General features: G+C 61.8%; 14 protein-coding genes. 8 read left to right on the top strand and 6 right to left on the bottom strand.

Going from position 1 to position 19,786, the window contains the following annotated elements; translation table 11 throughout:
* Nucleotides 1-3 precede the first annotated feature (3 nt).
* Both EV700_RS04860 and EV700_RS04855 read left to right on the top strand, forming a co-directional pair.
* Nucleotides 4-1,512 (top strand): alkaline phosphatase D family protein, encoded by a 1,509-nt coding sequence (locus EV700_RS04860; RefSeq protein WP_130411236.1) that lies wholly within the window; start codon nucleotides 4-6, stop codon nucleotides 1,510-1,512.
* Between the two features lie 401 nt (nucleotides 1,513-1,913).
* Entirely contained in the window at nucleotides 1,914-5,489 is a 3,576-nt protein-coding gene (locus EV700_RS04855) for a restriction endonuclease (RefSeq protein ID WP_130411234.1), read from the top strand.
* 380 nt (nucleotides 5,490-5,869) lie between these two features.
* On the opposite strand, the gene EV700_RS04850 is transcribed toward EV700_RS04855, so the two are convergent.
* A complete protein-coding gene (locus EV700_RS04850) occupies nucleotides 5,870-6,166 on the bottom strand; it encodes a helix-hairpin-helix domain-containing protein (protein ID WP_130411232.1) in 297 nt (98 codons plus the stop codon).
* A gap of 146 nt (nucleotides 6,167-6,312) precedes the next feature.
* On the opposite strand from EV700_RS04850, the gene EV700_RS04845 reads away from it, so the two are divergent.
* On the top strand, nucleotides 6,313-7,557 hold the full coding sequence (locus EV700_RS04845; RefSeq protein WP_130411230.1) for a putative solute-binding protein: 1,245 nt from the start codon (nucleotides 6,313-6,315) through the stop codon (nucleotides 7,555-7,557).
* A gap of 20 nt (nucleotides 7,558-7,577) precedes the next feature.
* Here the strand turns inward: EV700_RS04845 and EV700_RS04840 are convergent, their stop codons facing one another.
* From EV700_RS04840 to EV700_RS04825, 4 genes are all read right to left on the bottom strand, one after another.
* On the bottom strand, nucleotides 7,578-9,668 hold the full coding sequence (locus EV700_RS04840) for a hypothetical protein (protein ID WP_130411228.1): 2,091 nt from the start codon (nucleotides 9,666-9,668) through the stop codon (nucleotides 7,578-7,580).
* Between the two features lie 207 nt (nucleotides 9,669-9,875).
* Entirely contained in the window at nucleotides 9,876-10,217 is a 342-nt protein-coding gene (locus EV700_RS04835) for a type II toxin-antitoxin system RelE/ParE family toxin (RefSeq protein WP_130411226.1), read from the bottom strand.
* Nucleotides 10,217-10,492, bottom strand: a complete 276-nt coding sequence (locus tag EV700_RS04830; protein ID WP_130411224.1) for a type II toxin-antitoxin system Phd/YefM family antitoxin — start codon at nucleotides 10,490-10,492, stop codon at nucleotides 10,217-10,219. Before EV700_RS04830 ends, EV700_RS04835 begins: the two co-directional genes overlap by 1 nt.
* 62 nt (nucleotides 10,493-10,554) lie before the next feature.
* The gene (locus EV700_RS04825; RefSeq protein WP_130411222.1) at nucleotides 10,555-11,205 is read right to left on the bottom strand and encodes a TetR/AcrR family transcriptional regulator; all 651 of its coding nucleotides are present in this window, start codon (nucleotides 11,203-11,205) and stop codon (nucleotides 10,555-10,557) included.
* 68 nt (nucleotides 11,206-11,273) lie between these two features.
* On the opposite strand from EV700_RS04825, the gene EV700_RS04820 reads away from it, so the two are divergent.
* Nucleotides 11,274-12,458 (top strand): acyl-CoA dehydrogenase family protein, encoded by a 1,185-nt coding sequence (locus EV700_RS04820; protein WP_423201208.1) that lies wholly within the window; start codon nucleotides 11,274-11,276, stop codon nucleotides 12,456-12,458.
* Between the two features lie 3 nt (nucleotides 12,459-12,461).
* Here the strand turns inward: EV700_RS04820 and EV700_RS04815 are convergent, their stop codons facing one another.
* On the bottom strand, nucleotides 12,462-13,355 hold the full coding sequence (locus tag EV700_RS04815) for a LysR family transcriptional regulator (RefSeq protein WP_130411220.1): 894 nt from the start codon (nucleotides 13,353-13,355) through the stop codon (nucleotides 12,462-12,464).
* 114 nt (nucleotides 13,356-13,469) lie between these two features.
* Here EV700_RS04815 and EV700_RS04810 point away from each other — a divergent pair, with 114 nt between their 5' ends.
* The 4 genes from EV700_RS04810 to EV700_RS04795 are packed head-to-tail and all read left to right on the top strand — an operon-like array spanning nucleotide 13,470 to nucleotide 19,742.
* Nucleotides 13,470-14,990 carry an NADH-quinone oxidoreductase subunit L gene (locus EV700_RS04810; protein WP_130411218.1) on the top strand — a complete coding sequence of 507 codons (1,521 nt, stop codon included), beginning with the start codon at nucleotides 13,470-13,472 and terminating at the stop codon, nucleotides 14,988-14,990.
* Nucleotides 14,990-17,425, top strand: a complete 2,436-nt coding sequence (locus tag EV700_RS04805) for a YbcC family protein (RefSeq protein ID WP_130411216.1) — start codon at nucleotides 14,990-14,992, stop codon at nucleotides 17,423-17,425. Before EV700_RS04810 ends, EV700_RS04805 begins: the two co-directional genes overlap by 1 nt.
* A complete protein-coding gene (locus EV700_RS04800) occupies nucleotides 17,422-18,807 on the top strand; it encodes a UDP-N-acetylmuramoyl-tripeptide--D-alanyl-D-alanine ligase (RefSeq protein WP_130411214.1) in 1,386 nt (461 codons plus the stop codon). The genes EV700_RS04805 and EV700_RS04800 overlap by 4 nt, the downstream gene beginning before the upstream one ends.
* Nucleotides 18,795-19,742, top strand: a complete 948-nt coding sequence (locus EV700_RS04795; protein WP_130411212.1) for an L-threonylcarbamoyladenylate synthase — start codon at nucleotides 18,795-18,797, stop codon at nucleotides 19,740-19,742. Before EV700_RS04800 ends, EV700_RS04795 begins: the two co-directional genes overlap by 13 nt.
* The last annotated feature ends 44 nt before the right edge of the window (nucleotides 19,743-19,786 follow it).

Genomic DNA, 19,786 nt, shown 5'->3' with positions numbered 1-19,786 from the left:
GCCATGTCCCTAGTCCTTGGTCCCATCCTGCAATTTCGCGGCATCCATTTCGGCCGTTACTGCGTGTCCGCGCTTGTGGTGACACCGCTCAACGCCGCGCCGCCCGTTGCCCTGTTTCCGCATCCTGAATATGCCCTGCCGGTGGTGAAGCTGGCCGCCGTACCCTTTGGCAGCCCGCGTTATCAGGTGTGGCGGGTGGACATGGATGTGTTGCAGGGTGAAGCCGCGCGGACGGTGGATTATGTGGTGGAAGGCGTGCCTCACCGGTTTGAAGTGCCCGCCGCCGGGCAGACGCCGCGCATGGCCTATGTGTCCTGCAACGGTTTTTCCGACCCCAAGCTGATGAAGGACGTGGGCGAGAAGTTCGGCCGCTGGCAGGACCTGGCCAAGGCGCACCGGGCGGGGGCTTATCACCTGCTGCTGATGGGCGGCGATCAGGTTTACAGCGACGAGATGTGGCAGGCGGTGCCCGCGCTGCATGACTGGACCTCGCTGTCCGAGGCAAAGAAGACGAAGGCGGCCTGGTCGCAGCGCTTGCAGGCGGCGGTGGACGGTTTCTTCTGCAACCTGTACCTGCGGCGCTGGGCGGAGCCGGATTTGCAGACGGTGTTCGGTTCGGTGCCGACGATCATGATGTGGGACGACCACGACATCATGGACGGGTGGGGTTCCTATCCGCAGGCGCTGCATGGCTGTGCGGTGTATCAGGGCATTTTCGCGGTGGCGCGGGATTATTTCCAGTTGTTCCAGTTGCAGCAGCCGCTGGGCGTGGCGCATCCGGCGGCGATACCGGGGCAGGATGCTTTCAGTCTGGGGTTTACCGGGCTGGGCGAGGTAAGCCTGCTGGTGCCGGATTTGCGGTCGGACCGGGCGCCCACCATTTCAGTGCCGAATATGCCGGTGCAGCCGACGCGGATTGTGTCGGCGGCGAACTGGAATGCGCTGTTTGCGTGGCTGGATGCCATGCGCGGGCACAAACATCTGCTGGTGTTGAGCAGTGTGCCGGTGGCGTATGTGGATTTGAATTTGCTGGAGCGGATGCTGGGGGCGCTGCCGGGGCAGCAGGAGCTGGAGGATGATTTGCGCGATCATTGGCGCAGCGTGCCGCACCAGCAGGAGCGTTTGCGGTTGATCAAGCGGTTGGTGGGGCATGCGCGGTCGGCGGGGTGCCAGGTGAGCATCCTGTCGGGGGATGTGCATGTGGGGGCGATGGGGGTGATAAGGGCAGCGGCGGAGGGGGATTTGCCGGCGGTGGGGGTGAATCAGTTGGTGTCGTCGGGTATTGTGCATCCGCCGGGACCGGCGTTGGCGCGGTGGGTGCTGGAGCAGGTGGCGGATAAGCCGGAGTTGGTGGCGGAGGGGGTTTCAGCTTCTTTGGAGCGGTTGGCGGGGAGCAGTCACTTTTTGATTCAGGCGCGGAATTGGCTGGCGTTGGAGCCGGATGGGCGGGGGAGGATTTGGGCGAATTGGCATGTGGAGGGGATGGGGCATGTGTTGACGAGGGTGGTTTGAGCAGTCTGGTCGTGTTATGGCGAGCAGATCATTGCTGGGTTATCCCGACAGCTGGAGGTTATCAAGTCACCCCGCAACACCCGGATTCTGAGGAGATGGGAGTGTGGTGGGTTGTGATTTATCTGCTAGGATTGTCGTTTAACGTACCCTCTGGCATTCGAGTCTGGCCCCGTTTCCGTTTCGGCGTAGTTGGCTGAGAGTTGCGGGGGAGCATTGATTGGGGAGCGACAGCAAGGCAACACAGATTTTGCCCAACAAATGTGAACAAGCATGATAAATTAAGACGATGGCGCAAGTGCTGTAAAGATCCTATTTGGGAATAGTTGGCAAGAACAACACACTTGAAAGATTCAATGCTGGTGATGATTGTTAATCAAATCATATGATGAGGATGAAATAAATTGAGTAATGACGTAAAAAAAATACCATTGTATAGAGGGCAACAATTGCCTTTGACAGGCCTATCTTCCGATTTGTTTGAAGATTTCACTTATCAAGTTCTAGTTAAATTAGGTGCTTACAAAGGTTTTGAGTTGATGGCTGGTCGCCAACCTTCGGGAGATCAAGGTTATGATTGCACGGCTATACGAAATGATGGTGGATTAGTTTGCATACAATGTAAAAGATATAGTGATACTCTTTATACTGATACTGTCATTGAAGAACTAATTAAAGTTGCGCTGGATGGCGCTGTAAATGGAAACTCTCCAAAAGAGCATTACATCATTACCGCGAGTGATGTTTCTGGAAAATTAAGGGTTCAGCTACGTCAGAAAAATTATATCGACATCAAGGAACTTTGCAGGGAGAAATTACAAGCAAATAAATACAATTCTGAGCAGTTGATTGTTGTCAAAGGAAAAGGACTAGATCCGTATTCTCTTGTTGTTAATTACCTTGACTCCCTTGATAAGCTTTTTATATGGTCAAGTATTGACTTTGGTAATGAGCTGGGCGTTATTTGGAGTGAGATCTCCCATATATTAGATCGATTTTTCGTGTTGGAGTTGGCTTTTAAAGAGCATCCACGTCCCGATTTTAATATTAAGAAATATATCAGTAATAAATTGCAAAAAAATAATTTTGTGTCCTTGGATTATTCATTTGCGGCGTTACCGAACAAATTTGAGTCTATCGAAGAATATAATGGTGATGGGGGGCCAATTTCGTTGGATGGTATTTTGAGTTGCTTGAGGGATGGGCGAAATATTGTGCTGTCATCTGCAGGTGGCAGTGGAAAAACAACTACAATCTCTGTAATTGAGCACCTATTACTAAAGCAGTGTGATGATTTTGAATATCTCCCAGTACGAATTGATCTTCGCGGTTATTCCAGGAATGTGCTAAAGCGGAAAATAAATGAAGTGCTTGGGATTAATTATGGCTCCTGGATGTCACTTCCGTACAAGTTTGTATATTTGTTTGATGGCTTGGACGAGATGCTTGAAACAGATACTCAGGCTTTTGTTGATGAGATTGAGTTATTGGGAATAAGTGGGTTTATCATTACTCTGAGGGATGTCGGTCTTAATATTCTTACGCGAATTAATAAGGTGGACTTTTGTATAAAGATACTACCAATATCTTACCGCACGGTTTTTGATTTCGCGAGAATTAATTTTAATGGTGAGGAATTAAGTTTATTTTGCGATGAATACAGAGGAAGTTTGGGTCGTTTTGGTAGAGAGTATTTGTCATTGCCGTTCTTTATGAGCATGACGATGGACTTCTTTAAATTTAAGAATAACCTACCGCAATCCATTAATGATCTCTTAGATCACTGGCTCGAAAAAAAGTTGGATGTCGACAGGTCAAAAATCAGAAGCGAAAATCTAAAGATTAGCAAGATACCAAAAGGACTGATAAAAAATATTTTGTCGCTGCTGGTGTATAATTTTCGAGTGAGAACTAAGTTGGTTAATATATCAACGAAGGATTTTGAGGAAGGCTTATTAGAGGTTTTCAAAACCGTTGAAAATGACAGCAGCATTAATGGGGTTATTGGTTTCGATGATCTCTTGTCAATGGTCACTTATTATGAAATTTTTAGAGAGGACTTTAATGGGTATTATTATTGTCATTTAATTATTGCTGATTATTTGGCTGCAGCGGTTTTCTCAGAAAATTGGAGGAAATTTAATTCAGAATATCACGATGATAGATATGAAGACTTATGGCTGTTCACGGCTATGCACATTAGTGATGACGAGAAAAAAAATTTTTTGAATTATGTTTTCTCCTTTAATATACTGCTTGGCGCTAATGTTGCCAAAAAATATGGTGGTGAATATTTGCTGCTTGCCGAGGAAATACTATTTGATCTTGTGCAGGGCGATAAATATTTAGAGAAAAGCAAGGCAATATTTGCTTTAGGAGTACTTGGTACGGATAATAGTATTGCAAGGTTAAAATACTTATCAAACATAAGTGATCATCATTATTCCTTTCAATGTCTGCGTTCGTTAGCAATCAATGGGCATAAGGAAACTCTTTTATTAATACTGCAAGATAATGAATTGAAGAGTCAAATGCCTGCCAAAATCTCCGGTGGCACTTATTCGTTATGGTTTAACTCCCCTCCTCAAGCTACTGTTGATATTGTTAGATCAAGATTGCACGAGTGGATCACTGATAAAAATATTCCACTTTGTTTTTCTTTGCGAACCTTAGCTTACTATGGCGATTTCGATGACGTAGAGTCTCTTAAGTTGGTTATGTTTAATACGTCAGAATTGCAAGAATTCTACGATGCATTTCATGCATTAAACGTAATTTCACATTCTGATCTCGTTTCCGCCTTGATCGATTATTCTGTTGGAGCGAAAAAATTTTCATTCTACTACGCAAAGAGTCTATTGATTTCTTTGGGATCCAATGTGGATATTAGTGAAGAGTTTAATTTTTTTCTTGAGTGCACTAATTATAATGAGGATTACATAGTTAATTCGAATTTATACTATTTTTTGGGAAAAATTGCTGACCTAATCATCAAAACAGAACTGTCAATACCGCAAAAAAATCGATTTATTGAAACTTATAAGTCTATGAGGTTTGCGAATGATTTTTTTTATTGGAATCTATTTCATCATATAGCCGCATCCTTAAAGTTGTACGATTTTTTAGAGATTGTCATAGATGCTTTTAAGAACGAAGATGCATCTGAAATTCACCAAGCATTTCAATTTGTTAATAGCCTCCAAATGGGGGAAATTCCTAATGAGTTAAAGTTATTGATCAATGCTTATGAGGCTAAAGTAGATAAATCATCATATGGCATTAAGCTTGACTATATCAAGTATAATATCAAAATGGGATTAGTGGAAAATGCCGCAGGGATTGCTAATGATTGTCTTATAGGCTTGCTTGATGCTTATGATTTCCCATCCGCGAGTTACGAGAAAGTGATGGAATATTTTACGTGGGAGCATATTATATATTCCATATTGCAAGAGTTTACTTCCATGAAAAATCTAATTGATGAGGAGGCTATATTAAAGTTATTGCTTTTAAATTCTAGGCATTATGCCAATGGCAATGATTTGAAGCAGTTTTTTTTGAAAGAATTATCCCCTCAGAAGATTAAATTAAAGTTATCAGAAGTATGCGACGAACAAGTAGATGTTTTTATTCGTGCCTATTTGGCTGAGATTGGTTTATTAGACTTTTCAAACGATGACTTGTCTCGGATTTTGGATTTTATGTTTGCGAATCACTTTAATTTCCCTAGCCTAAAGAAAATATGTTCTCGACTTTGGAGTGATGAGTTTTCTCAAGTATTTCTGAATTCTTTTGCTTGTGCGAAATGGAATCCAGTGACAGTTCAGGTATTTGAGGATTATGTTTTTTACTTTTCAGGATTGATTACAAAGAGCCAAATTGAATTATTTGAAAATAAAAGAGGTAATGCCTTGGATAATGGAGCAGAGAGAATATACTTAATATGGCTAGAATCAAAGGGGTGTTGCCTTTCCCGTTAATTATCAAGCATTTTAGTAGATGTGCCAAAAATTTAAAATACAGTGCGTTGAAAGAACACTGATTCCCGGAGTCGTTAGTCACAATCGTGTGAAAGGACTACAGAGTGTACCGACTTGTGCCCGGCACCTTCCCGCGCTCCAAAATAAACATTACAATCAAGCAACGAAAATTACACCGGTTTCCCTCCCCCCCCCCCGCAACAACCCTCTCACCACCCGCGCCGCCTGGGAAAGCGACCGACAGGCCTGCCAGACCGACCCCGGCCGCTACCACGGCAACATCGCCCGCAAGCAACTGCACGGGTAGATCGAACCAGAGAGTAAGGAAGCCCGCTGGTTCAGCTTCACCCCCAACGGCCGCAAGGGAGTAGGGCCACTTCTCATCGTCCCAGCGAGTCCATCCACGCCTTCCGCTCTGCCGTGTAATCCCACCACGGCCGCGCCTCTTCCCCATCTATAAAACGTATCACCGACATAAACGTATCCAGCATGCACGGATCGGAACGCACACCGTCAATTTCCGCCAGCCGGTCGTACAACGCCAGCGGACAGCAGCCAGCCAACTGCCCCGGCTCGGTAATGCCCAAGCGTTGCAGGTCGCCCGCCACGGCCTTCCCAACATTCGGTAAATCGGTCAGTTTCCGTACCCGTTCGCGCATCACTTTGGCGGGGTTCATCGTATTTTCCCTTGGTGGTTTTCAGCTCAGTTTAGACCTTACCGGCCCCTGCCGCCGTGACCGTCTGGCACAAATCATGACATCTGTCACTTGCCCTCCCGCCCCGCCCGCGCCAGCATCCCGTTGATATCATCAGGGGGCCGACCATGCACCAAATCAAAAAAACAATCATAGCCGCCGCCGCGCTGTTCGCCACCGGTCTGACCCTCGCCGCCGTTTCCGCCGCCGCGCCTGCCAAGGTCCCCAAAGCACCGGTGCTCAACGCTCCCGACAGCAGTTCCAGCTTACTGACCCGCACCAAGGCTCTGCTCGACAAGCCCGCCACCTGGAACCGCATTCCCCCCAAGGTGACGCTGTGCATGTACGCGCCCGGCGGCACCAACAGCCGCGCCTACCAGTACGCCATGAGCAGCCTGACCCAGTTGCCCAAGTACACCGCCATGGCCAAGGAAATCGGCATCGACCTGAACGTCACCTTCACCTCGCCCACCAGCCTGCGCATCGACATGGCGTCGGCCAAGCTGAAGCGCAAGGCCAGCACCGACGTCAAGATCAACCTCTTCACCGACGAACGCATCGCCACCGAGGAATTCAAGGTGGGGCAGTGCGACGGCGTGGCGATCAGCAACCTGCGCGGCCGCCAGTTCAACCCCTTTGTCGGCAGTCTGGACGCCATCGGCGCGATCCTGTCCTACCAGCAGCTGACCGAGGCCATCACCTTCCTGGCGAAACCGGAAATGGCCGGGTACATGGTCAATCAGGATGTCGAGGTGGTGGGCATCGTGCCGCTGGGGGCGGCCTATGTCATGGTCAACGACCGCCGCATCAACACGCTGGCCAAGGCGGCGGGGCGCAAGGTGGCGGTGCTGGATTTCGACAAGTCGCAGGCGACGATGGTGCAGAAGATCGGCGCGCAGCCGGTGTCTGTGGACCTCACCAGCATCGGCGGCAAGTTCAACAACGGCCAGGTGGACATCCTGGCCATGCCCGCGCTGGCCTTTGATCCCCTGGAGCTTTACCGGGGCATGACCGACGACAAAGGCAACGTGCGCGGGGCCATCTTCAAGTTTCCGCTGTTGCAGGTGACCGGGGTGATGATGATGCATCGCGGCAAATTCCCCGACGGTATCGGCCAGCTGGTGCGCGAATTCACCGCCATGCAGTTGGCTCCGGCCTACCAGTTCATCCTCGAAACCGAGAGCGCCATTCCGGTGAAATACTGGATGGACATTCCCGAAACCGACAAGCCCGGCTATGTGAACATGCTGCGCAGCGCCCGTCTGGTGGTGACGAAGGACGGGTTTTACGATGTGCGCATGATGCAGCTGCTGAAGAAGATCCGCTGCAAGCTGGAGCCGAGCAATTACGAATGCAGCCTGAATGACGAGTAAGGCCGGAAAACCGGCCCGCCCTACGGTTTCCGGGCGGCCGATTTCACGAAATAGCTGAGGCTGTCGCCGCGCACCTCGCCCATGTACAGGCTGGGTACGGCGCAGTCGCGGCCCGGCTGCAGGCCTGCGCCGTCGCATTCGCCGTTCTCCCCGCGCAGCCAGACTTCCAGGTTGCCGTCATGGTCCAGATCGGACACCGCCGCCAGCGCGCCGGCATCGTACTGATAGCGGAAACGGTCGGGAACGCTGACCGCCTGCAGCCGTTGCGGCGTCAGCACCAGCAACAGCCGTCGCTCATCGCCTCCGCCCCCGTCCCGGAACAGGGTCAGATCCACTAGTGTCGAGGCCCGTCGCGGGTGCTGCCAGCGCGTGGCCGCAGACAGCCGCCAGCCCTCGTTGCGGAATTCACGGGCCTGCTGCCGCATAGCCTCGCGGCCTGCCGTGTCGGCGGCGGGAATCAGCGCCAGCAGCCAGTGCTCCTCCGCGGCCGCCTGCGCCGTTCCGGCGGGCCGGTTCCGGTCCGGCAGCGGTGGCAGGCCGGTGCGGCGATAGCGTTCGCGCTCGGTCAGGCGCAGGCGGCTGTGCTTCAGCACCGGCCCGACCTCCTGCGGCTCGGATATCCGCGTGCGGCAGAAGTCGCGCAGCCAAGCCCGGGTCTTCTGCTTGGCCGGATCAAAGCAGTCGTTGCCGTTGCCGGTCAGCCCGGCGATCAACCATTCCCGTTGGCCGCCCTCCGCCCGATCCGACAACGCGATATAGCGATTGCGCAGCGTGCGCGCTTCGGCGGTCCGGCCGTCCTGCAGCCAGGTCCATTCCGGGGCGGCGCAGGCCACCGGCCGTCCGGCGCTGACCCGGGCGAGCACATAGCGGCTGGTCAGGCCGGGGGCGCTGTGTTCAAACCATTCCGCGAAGACCGGGCAGGGCGTGTCCGGCGGCAGCCGGTCCAGTTCGGCCAGCACCGCCTGCCACAGCGGTTCTGTCGCGGTCAACGCGCCCCAGGGATTGACCGGCTCGTTGTAGTAATCCAGCGCATAGGGATACCAGCGGTGATCGGCGGCTTCCGCCAGCCGCTGCCGGAATTGCGTCAATTGCCGCACCAGTGCGGGCAGGGCGTCGCCCGGCCAGGCGGCGGGCGCGGCCTGCACCGAGCGCAGCTTGGCGCGCAGGAAGGCGGCGCGGCGCAGGGCGGCGTCAAAACGGGCTTCGCCTTCCTGGCCGCCGGAGCCGTACTGGTCGGTGGGTTTTTCCAGTTCGGGCAGCGGCGTGTCCGGGCCAACCTCGTTTTCCAGCCGCCGTACCGTGGCGGCCAGTTCCGGATCATCGGGCGTCAGCGACGCCCACAGGTGCAGCACCAGCACGCAGTCGTCCGGGCCGGTGCCTTGACAGCCGTTGTCATCGAGGAAGCGGGCGAAGTGGCGGCGCAGCACCGGCGTCACCTGTGCCGCCAGCTGCCGCACTTCGGCGGCGTTGGACCGGGCTTCTTCCCTTGTCCAGCCGGCGCGCAGGCCGCTGCGGTTGGCCACACAAAAGCCGAAGTCGAATTCCTGTGTGGCGGAGCTTTGCGCGGCGATGGGCATCAGCGGCAGGCCGCCGTCGCGCTGCCGCCGGGCGAAGGGATTGGTGTCCGGCCGCAGCCAGGCGGATTGCGGCATGCAGTTCCACAGCGTCAGGAAGGCCGCCGGTTCGTCCCGCCAGCCCGCGAACGGGCCGTAGAGGTGCAGGTGGCCGAAGAAGCGCGGGTCCGGGGCGGCCCGGGCCTGGCGGAATTCCTCGGGGAACCAGGTTTCCAGGCGGCTCACGATGTCGGAGGGTTTGTCGAAGCGCAGCAACTCGCCCTGCCCGGCGAAGATCAGGCCGTTTTCACGGACATTGCGCGGCTGCGCCGTGATCTCGGGCATGCGGTACAGGCGGTCGATGCGTTCCGGCGTGGCTTCGCGCACCGGGAAGTCCTTCACCCGGTTTTCGTCGGTGCGGATCATCGCCTGGATCTCGGGGATCACCTTTGCCAGTTCGTCCGGGGACAGCGGCGGGCGTTCTTCCGCAGCGGCCGGGCCGAGCAGGGCCAGGCAGGTCAACAGCAGGGGTCGGAAACGAAGGCGGCGGGCGGGCATGATCGGGGCCGGGCTGACAGGATGCCGCCGATTCTGGCACCCCGCCCCGTCACCCACAAGCCGCTCAGGCGGGGTCGATCCACCGTTCCCACAACACTTCCATGCCCGGCTTGAAGAAGCTGAAGTCGCGGGTGTTCGTGGAATTCGTGAAGCAGGTGATGCGGGAGGAGCGGGGTCCGGGGTGAATCCGGGATTGATCCCGCCCGTTCAGGATTCAGCCGCCAGCAGCCGTCGCATCAGCAGCGAAGCCATGTCGCGTCGGCCGTCGGCGATCAGCAGGATATGAACCTGTTCACCGCACACCCGGTAAATCAGTCGCCAGGGTTTGAAGTAGACCTGCCGGTACTCGCGGATACCCAGCGTCGCCAATTCCGGCGGGCAGTTTCCGCGCTCGGGAAGTTCCGCCAGGCGTTCCGCGACGGCCAGAATTTGGTCCAGAACCCGGTCTGCCGCCTCCGGCCCGTCATGGACGGCAAGGTAATCGTACAGGGCTTCCAGGTCCTGTTCCGCCCCGTGTGTCAGCAGTACTTCATAGCGATGATCCGTCATCAGTCGGGAACCCGCTTGGCCTTTAGCCGCGCCACCACGTCTGATACCGGTTTCTCGCGTCCCTGTTCAATCTCGCGATTGCCCAGCGCCAGCAGTTTCAGCAGCGCCAGGGTTTCCTGCGTTTCTTCATAGCTGGCGACATCCTGCATTACCGCCCGCGCCTCCCCGTTCTGCGTGATGACCAGCGGACGGCGCTGCTCGGCCAGGTCACGCAGGATTTCGGCGGCATTGGCCTTGAGGTAACTGACCGGCTTGATATCGGAGGGCAGGGTCATGGCGGCGGCCTCGGGACTGAATAAAGACTGAATATAGTCCGGTTGATGAGGGGCGGCAAGGGTTAGTCGCGGGCGATCCCCAACAGCGCCGTTTCCGCCGCCCTGACCAGCGCCCCCGTTTCTTCTTCCCCACCGTCGCCCCGCGACAGCTGCACCGTCAGCCCTTCAATCAGCGCGATCATCAACCGCGCCCGCCGCGCCAGTTCGCCTTCATCCAGCGCCGGGGCCACGCCCTGCACCAGTCGCATGAACTGCTTGCGCTCGCGCAGCCGCACCTGCTCCAGCACCCGCGCCGCCGCCGGATGACGGTTGGCCAGCGACCAGATTTCCATGAAGACGCCGCCGACTTCCGGCCGCCGCGCCTCGGTCAGGAACAGCGCCATCGCCGCGCGCAACCGCGCTTCCGGTCCGGCGTCGGCCAGCACGCCGCTCAGCTCCGCCACCGCCGCCTGGTACTGGTCCATCTGGTACAGCAGCACGGCTTCCAGCAGCGTGTCCTTGTCGCGGTAGTAGTGCTGCACGGTGCTCAGGCTGATGCCCAGCGCCGCCGCCACGCCGCGCATCGACAGTCCGGCATAGCCTTCCGCCGCGAACAAGGCCCGCGCCGCCTCCAGGATGTCGCGGGCGCGGTCCATGCCCTTGCCGGTGGTGCCGGAGTCTTTTTTCTTCAACGATTCAAGCAGGGTGTCGCGCATGCGGAAACGGCCGGTCACGGGAATTCGGGGTGTCTATTCTCCGACCGGTTGACGAATCGGTCAACCGACCGATAACATCCGCCCCGATTCGGTCACCTGACCTAGACCCGCTCCCGGAGAACGCCATGAACACCGCCAAGAAACGCTGGATGGATGCCGACCTCGAATTCTACCGCGACACCGTGCGCCGCTTCGTGCAGAAGGAAATCGCCCCGCATGCCGAAAAGTGGGCGAAGCAGCAGCACATCGACCGCGAGGTGTGGCTGAAGGCGGGCGAACTGGGCCTGCTGCTGGCCGACGTGCCGGATGACTACGGCGGCAGTGGCGGCAACTACGCGCACATGGCCATCCTCTTCGAGGAACTGGGTTACGCCGGTGACCGCGCCTTCGGCGCGCACGTGCACGCCATTGCCGCGCACTACATCCTCAACCTCGGCACTGAGGAACAGAAGCAGAAGTACCTGCCGAAGCTGGCCAGCGGCGAGATGATCGGCGCCATCGCCATGTCCGAGCCGAACGCCGGTTCTGACCTGCAGGGCACCCGCACCCGCGCCGTGCGCGACGGCGACGAGTACGTGATCAACGGCTCGAAGATCTTCATCTCCAACGGCTACTTGGCCGACCTGATCGTGGTCGTGACCAAGACCGACCCGGAAGCGGGTTCCAAGGGCGTGTCGCTGATGCTGCTGGAAACGAAGAATGCTCCCGGCTTCAAGGTCGGCCGCATCCTGGAGAAGCTGGGCCAGAAGGGTCAGGACACCTGCGAGCTGTTCTTCGACGACGTGCGCGTGCCGGCGGCCAACCTGCTGGGCGGCGTCGAAGGCAAGGGCTTCTACCACCTGATGAGCGAGCTGCCTTACGAGCGGCTGATGCTGGGCATCGGCGCGATGGCGATCATCGAGCGGGCGCTGGACCTGACCGTGACCTACACCAAGGAGCGCAAGGCCTTCGGCAAGCCGCTGCTGGAAATGCAGAACACCCGTTTCGTGCTGGCCAACCTGAAGGCGCAGGCGGTGATGGCGCGCGCCTTTGTCGACGAGTGCATCCAGCGCATGATCGACGGCGAGCTGGACACGGTGACCGCCTCGATCGTGAAGCTGAACCTGAGCGAGCTGGAATGCCAGGTGATGGACCAGTGCCTGCAGTTCTTCGGCGGCTACGGCTACATGCTGGAATACCCGATCACGCAGATGTACGCCGACGCGCGGGTGCAGCGGATTTACGGCGGCACCAGCGAGATCATGAAGGAGATCATCGCCCGCTCACTGTAAGCCTCAGGCCAGTCCTTCCCCCAGATCCCGCTGCAGCAATTCGCCCAGCAGCGGGTGCTGGAACTGCCGCTTGATGCCGATGGCGAAGAAATCCTCGTAGAGGTCGGGAATGCGCGCGTATTCCTGCAGCAGTCCCTGCCGCAACTCATCCCGCACCACCACCGCCGGCACCAGAGCCGGCGCGTCCGCCACCCGCGCCAGCACCCGCATCATCGCCATGTCGTCCACCTCGGCCAGCACCTTCACCCGGATGCCGCGCTGCTCGCAGAGCAGGTCGAAGCCGGTACGAAGTTCGCTTTCCGGGCCGGGCAATATCAGCGTCAGGCCCTTCAGGTCTTCGGGAAAGCGGAAGGGCGCTTGCCCAGGACGCGGCTTGCCGACCAGGCTGACCGGCTGCCGCGTCAGGCGCTGGCAGCGCCAGGGATGGGCGGCGTCGGCGATGACGCGGCGGTTCGACAGCACCAGGTCGAGGTTATGCGCCGCCAGCCGGGTCAGCAGTTCCGCCAGCCCGCCGGATTGCAGCACCAGCGTCACGTCCGGGCGTTGCAGCAGCGGTTCAATGAAGCTTTCCTGGAAGTTGCGGCTGAGCGTCGCCACCGCGCCGATGCGCAACACCTGCCGCGCTTCGACATTGCCGTCGCGGAACAGCGCCATCAGTTCGCTGCCGCTGGCGTGGATGGTCTCGGCGTAGTTGAGGGCGATGCGTCCGGCCTCAGTCAGTTCCAGCCCGCGTCCCTGGCGCAGGAACAGCGGCTGGCCCAGTTGATCCTCCAGCTGGCGGATCTGCGTCGACAGCGCCGACTGGGCGATGTGCAGCTGCTGCGCGGCGCGGGTGAGGTTGCCGGTCTTGGCGACGACGCGGAAGTAGTTGAGGTGGTGGTAATTGAGCTGCGGCATGGCCGGGCCTCGCGGCTGATCGTTCGTTTTAATGGAACGATACCATAGTTTATCTGTATTTTACGGAACGACCGCGAGGCCGGACAATGGGCCATCCCCCACCGGAGCCCCGCCATGTGGTCTGACCTTCTTCCCTTCGACCCCGCCGGAATCCTCTTTCCCGCCGCGCCGCTGTTGCTGGCGCTGGCGGCGCTGCTGACCTTCCGACATCCCGAATGGGCGCGCCGTCTGGCCGGGGCCCTGTGCCTGCCGGTCGCGCTGCTGGCCGCCGCCGCCGTGCCCGCCGATGCCTTGGGCGGCCTGATGCTGGCGCTGACCGCCTTCATCGGCTGGGTGATCCTGCGCTATTCCGACCGCTACCTCGCCAACCATCCGCGACAGCCCGCCTACCTGCGCGGGCTGCTGCTGACGCTGGCCGCCGTCTGGGCGCTGGTCGGGGCCAACCACCTGCTGCTGCTGGTGCTGGCTTGGGCGGCCACTGACGTTTTCCTGCACGGCCTGCTCACCTTCTTCCGCGAGCGGCCCGCCGCCCTGCTGGCGGCGCGCAAGCGGCTGCTGGCGGTGGGAGCGGCCAACGGCCTGCTGCTGGCGGGCAGCATCTGGCTGTACGCGCGCTTTGGCACCTTCGCGCTGGACGGACTGGCGCAGGCCATTGCCGCGCCCGGCGGTCAGGACGGCCTGACCGGTCCGGCGCTGCTGATCACGCTGGGCGTCATCCTCAAGAGCGCGCAACTGCCGGTGCACGGCTGGATTTTGCAGGTGATGGAAGCACCGACGCCGGTGTCGGCGCTGCTGCACGCCGGGATCGTCAACATCGGCGGCTTCGTGCTGCTGCGGCTGGCCGGGCTGCTGGAAGCCGCGCCGGTGGCGCAGGCGCTGCTGGTGACGGTGGGCGGCCTCACCGCCGGGTTGGCGGCGCTGGTGATGATGACGCGGGTCAGCGTCAAGGTGATGCTGGCCTGGTCGACCTGCGCGCAGATGGGCTTCATGCTGCTGGAAATCGGTCTGGGCGCCTACCCGCTGGCGCTGCTGCACCTGCTGGCGCACTCGCTGTACAAGGCGCACGCCTTCCTCGCCGCCGGCGGCACGGCGCGGCGGCTGACGCGGCTGCCCGCGCCGCGCGCCGCGCAAACGGTACCTTTCGCCGGTCTGGCGCTGGGGCTGGCCGGTCTGGCGACGGTGGCCTGGCTGGCGGGGCTCGATCCCCGGCAGGAACCGGCGCTGCTCATCCTTGGACTGGCGCTGCTGACCGGGCTGGTCCCGCTGCTGCGGGACGCCGCCGTCGCCAACCGGACGGTCCGCTTGCGGCTGGCCGGGGCGGCGCTCGGGCTGGTGCTGGCCTACGCGCTCTGGCACCACCTCTTCGCCGCCGTGCTGCCGCTGGCGACCGCCGCGCCGTCCGTCGTCTGGCTGGCGCTGCCCGCGCTGGGGCTGGTCCTGCTGCAGGTGGTGCAGGAAACGGTGATTGCCCGGCCCGACGGCGCGCTGGCGCGCCGGCTGCACCCGCTGGCCTTCGCCGGTTTCCACCTTGATGAGGGCATGACCCGCCTGACCCTGCGCCTGTGGCCCGGCGCGGTGACGCCGGTCGCCCCGTCCACCCCCGTTTTCCAACCCGCCAACCGGGAGCATGCCTGATGAACGCCGCCCTGATCGCCGAAACACCGAATCCCGTCCTGGAACCCGCGCTGGCCCAAGCCCTTGATGCGGCCCTGCAACGCATCGCACCGGTGTGGCCGCTGGACCGCTTCATCGCCGTCAACCCGTGGTGGGGCTTCACGCAACAGCCGCTGCCGGAAGCCGCGCGCCGCCTGCACGGCCTGAACGGCACGCTGGCGACCTGGTCGTCCGCCGAGTACCGCGCGGTGCTGTCACGGGGCGAGATCACCCGGCAGTCGCTGGCGGAAGCGCTGCGCCGCCGGGGATGGCCGGACGAGGTCGAGGCCTTCCTCGCCCGCCCGGACGCTGCCCCGGCCGCCCCGCCGCGCCTGCGGCTGACCGACTGGCTGGAGTCCGCGCCGGGTGAAGGCAAGGGTCTTTCCCTCACCGCCGTGGTGATCCACGCCATCGGCCAGCACTGCGCCTCGTGGTTTGATCAGGGGCAGGCGCTGTGGCGTCCGGCCGCCGGGGAAGGGCTGTATGCCGCCTGGAAGCGGATCACCGCCCACGACCATGGCCTGTCGTTGCTGACCGGCATCCCCGGTATCACGGCCCGCCTCGCCGCCTTGCCGGACGATCCCGAGCGGCTGCTGGCCGAGGCCTGCCGCGCGCTGCGGCCCGGCGCGCCGGAACGTTACTTCACGGCGCTGCTGCTGTCGGTGAACGGCTGGGCGGGCTGGTGCGCCGGGCTGGCCTGGCGGGCGCGGCAGCAGGGCGGGACGGACGACAGCCTGCGGCAGCTGCTGGCGGTCCGGCTGGCCTGGGACTGGGTGCTGGCGGATCTGGCCGGGGATGACGCCCTGCGCGCCGCCTGGCGGCGGACGCTGGCCGAGGACGATGCGGCGCTGGATGACACGCCGTGGATCTGGCAGGAGGCGCTGGAAATCGCCTGGCAGGCCGATGTGAACGCCGGTCTGGCAAGGGTTGAACCCGTGTCCGACGCCGCCCGGCCGCCGCTGGAGGCGGTGTTCTGCATCGACGTGCGCTCCGAGCCGCTGCGGCGGGCGCTGGAAGCGCAACATCCCGGCATCCGCACCCACGGCTTCGCCGGCTTCTTCGGCCTGCCCATTGACTACCTGCCGCCCGGCGGCGATGTCGCCCGGCCGCAGTTGCCCGGCCTGCTGGCTCCGGCGCTGCGGGTCACGGCCATCGCTGACAGCCAGGCCCGTACCGCCGGGTTGCGGGACGGCATCCGGGGGCGGCTGGCGCGCGAACGCAGCTGGCAGGATTACCGCACCTCGGCGGGCGGCGGCTTCGGCTTTGTCGAGGCGCTGGGGCTGGGCTATCTGTGGAAACTGGTGCGCGACACCCTCGGCGGCAGCGCGCCGGAGCATCCCGACGGCCTGACCGCCGCCGAAGCTGCGCAACTGCATCCGGTGCTGGAGGGCGTATCCCTGGACCAGGCGGCCGACCTGGCGGCGGCGGTGCTGGCGGCGATGTCGCTGCCGCGCGCCCTGGCGCCCTGGGTGCTGCTGACCGGCCACGGCAGCGGCACCGTCAACAACCCGCACGCCGCCGGGCTGGACTGCGGCGCCTGCTGCGGCCAGACCGGCGAGGTCAACGCCCGCGTGCTGGCTTCGATCCTCAACGACCCCGGCGTGCGCGAGCGGCTGGCGGCGCGCGGGGTGTCGCTACCGGCGGATACCCGTTTCATCGCCGCGCTGCACGATACCGTCACCGATGAAATCACCCTCTATGATCCGCCAAACGACGGCTTGCAAAGCGTGCGCGGCTGGCTGGCCGCCGCCTCCGCGCAGACCCGTCATGAACGCGCCCCTGCGCTGGGGCTGGCGGACTGCGATGACGCCGCGCTGGCGGCGTTGCTGCGGTGGCGCAGCCGCGACTGGTCGGAGGTGCGGCCGGAATGGGGGCTGGCGAACAACGCCGGTTTCATCGCCGCCCCGCGCGAACGCACGCGGCACCTGGACCTGCACGGGCGCTGCTTCCTGCACGATTACGACGTCAGCCGCGATCCCGAGCACAAGGTGCTGGAGCTGATTCTCACCGCGCCGGTGGTGGTGGCGCACTGGATCAACCTGCAGTACTACGCCTCGACCGTGGACAACCGGCGCTGGGGCAGCGGCGACAAGGTGCTGCACAACATCGTCGGCGGTAACATCGGTGTCTTCGAGGGCAACGGCGGCGACCTGCGCACCGGCCTGCCGCTGCAATGCCTGCACGACGGACAGTGCTGGAGGCACACGCCGCTGCGGCTGACGGTGTGGGTGGAAGCGCCCTGCGAGGCGGTGGAAGCGATCCTCGTCCGGCACGAGACGGTGCGGGCGCTGGCGGACGGCGGCTGGCTGCATCTGGCCTGCATTGCGCCGGGCGGCGGGCGGATTTTCCGGCGTGTACCGGGTAAGGACGGGGCGGACTGGCGTCCGGTGGTCGTGGCGGAGGGCGGGCGGTCATGAACACCACCACCCCGAGCCTGGCGGCGCTGTGCGGCGCGCGCCTGTCCCGGTTGGACGCCGTGCCGGTGACCGGCGTCAGCACCGACACCCGCACCCTGCGCCCCGGCGAACTCTTCCTGGCGCTGCACGGCGACCGCCATGACGGCCACGACCATCTGGACGCCGCCCTCGCGGCCGGGGCGGCGGCGCTGCTGGTCGACCGCGATCCCCCGGCCGATTGTCCCGTGCCGGTGCTGCGCGTCAACGATAGCGGCGAGGCCCTGCAACGGCTGGCGGCGGGCTGGCGGCAACGCCATGCGCTGCCCGGCATCGCCGTCTGCGGCAGCAACGGCAAGACCACCGTCAAGGACATGCTGGCGGGCATCCTGCGCGCAGCCTTTGGCGACGGGCTGCTGTCGACGCCGCTGAACCACAACAACGCCATCGGCGTGGCGGCCACGCTGCTGGGGCTGGAAACGCATCATCGCGCCTTCGTGCTGGAGCTGGGCACCAACCATCCGGAGGAAATCGCCGGACTGGCGGCGATGGCGCGGCCGACCGTCGCGCTGATCACCAACGCCCAGCGCGAGCACCAGGAATTTTTCCGCGACACTGACACCGTGGCTGTCGAGAACGCCGGGGCGCTGGCGATGCTGCCGCCGGACGGCGTGGCGGTCTTTCCCGCCGGTTCGCCCTATACCCCGGTCTGGCGCGCGGTGGCCGACGGTCGCCGCTGCCTCACCTTCGGCGAAGGGCCGGAGGCCGATATCCGTCTTGAGGCCTTCACCACCGGGGATACGCACAACACACTGGTCTTGACCGGCATTCCCGGCCTGCGCGATTTGCACCTGCGTGTGCCCGGCCGTCACAACGCCCTCAACGCCGCCGCCGCCGCGACCGCCGCGCATGCGCTGGGGCTGGACGCCGGGGTGATCCGCGCCGGACTGGAAAGCTACGGCGGCACGCCGGGACGGCTGGTGCGCCTGCCGCAGCCCGGCGGCCGCCTGCTGATCGACGATACCTACAACGCCAACCCCGACTCGGTGCGCGCGGCCATCGACGTGCTGGCGGCTTGTCCCGGCCCGCGCTGGCTGGTGCTGGCCGACATGGGCGAATGCGGCGAGCGCGCGCCGGAATTCCATACGGAGGTCGGCCGTTATGCGCGTGAACGCGGCCTCGACCGCCTGTTCACCCTGGGCGAAGCGTCACGGCACGCCGCTGCGGCTTACGGCCCGGATGCCGTGGCAACATCCGGCCTGCCGGAACTGCTCGCGGCCTTGGGTGATCCGCCGCCCGGCGGCACGGTGCTGGTGAAAGGCTCGCGCTTCATGCGCATGGAACGGGTGGTCGCGGCGCTGCGTGAGCGCCTTGGCGGGGGGGAGGGCGCGTCATGCGGATCCTGAGCGCCTCACCCGCCGACCTCGACCAGGCCGCCGCATTGCTGCGTGAAGGGCAACCGGTGGGCATGCCCACCGAAACCGTCTACGGCCTGGCCGGGGACGCCCGCCACCCGGACGCCCTGCGCGCCATCTTCGCCGCCAAGGGCCGTCCGCTCGACCATCCGTTGATCGTGCATATCCACCGGCTTGAAGAACTGGAGGAGTGGGCGGACCCCGTGCTGCCCGCCGCCACTGCACTGGCTGCTCGATTTTGGCCGGGCCCGCTGACGCTGGTGCTGCGCCGCCGTGCCGGGGTCAGCGACCTGGTCACCGGTGGTCAGGAAACGGTGGCGATCCGCATGCCCGGCCATCCGGTGGCGCTGGCGCTGCTGCAACGCTTCGGCGGCGCGGTCTGCGCGCCCTCGGCCAACCGCTTTGGCCGCATCAGCCCCACGCGGGCGGAACATGTGCGCGAGGAACTGGACGGCCGGGTGGCCGCCGTGGTGGACGGCGGTGCCTGCGCGGTCGGTATCGAGTCGACGATTGTCGATGTCCGCGACGGTGAACTGGTGATCCTGCGGCCGGGCGGCATCGGCGCGGAAGCGTTGGCGGCCTGTACCGGGTTGCCGGTGCGGCGCGCCGGGCCGAAACCGGCGGTGCGGGTGTCCGGGGCGCTGGACAGCCATTACGCGCCGGTGACCCCGGCGTTCCTGCGGCCGCGCGCGGCGCTGGCGGCGGCGGGGGGAAAACATCCGGGCGGCGAATTCCTGCTGACCTTCGGCCCGCTGCCGCCCGGCGCGGCCGGGCAGGTGTTGCCGGATACGCCGCAGGCCTGCGCTGCCGTTCTCTACGCCGCCCTGCGCACGGCCGACCAGGCCGGTTGCGCGCGCATCCTCGTCGAGGAACCCCCAGCCGACGAGGCCTGGGCGGCTGACGCCGCGTCCGCGCCGGTGCCATAATGATCCGCGCCGCGCCGCCATTTCCGGCGGCGCGGTGAAGGAGA

The organism is Fluviicoccus keumensis (genome assembly GCF_004217445.1).
In the GTDB taxonomy this organism is placed as follows: Bacteria; Pseudomonadota; Gammaproteobacteria; order Pseudomonadales; family Moraxellaceae; genus Fluviicoccus; species Fluviicoccus keumensis.
This window is presented reverse-complemented; position numbering and strand designations above follow the sequence as displayed.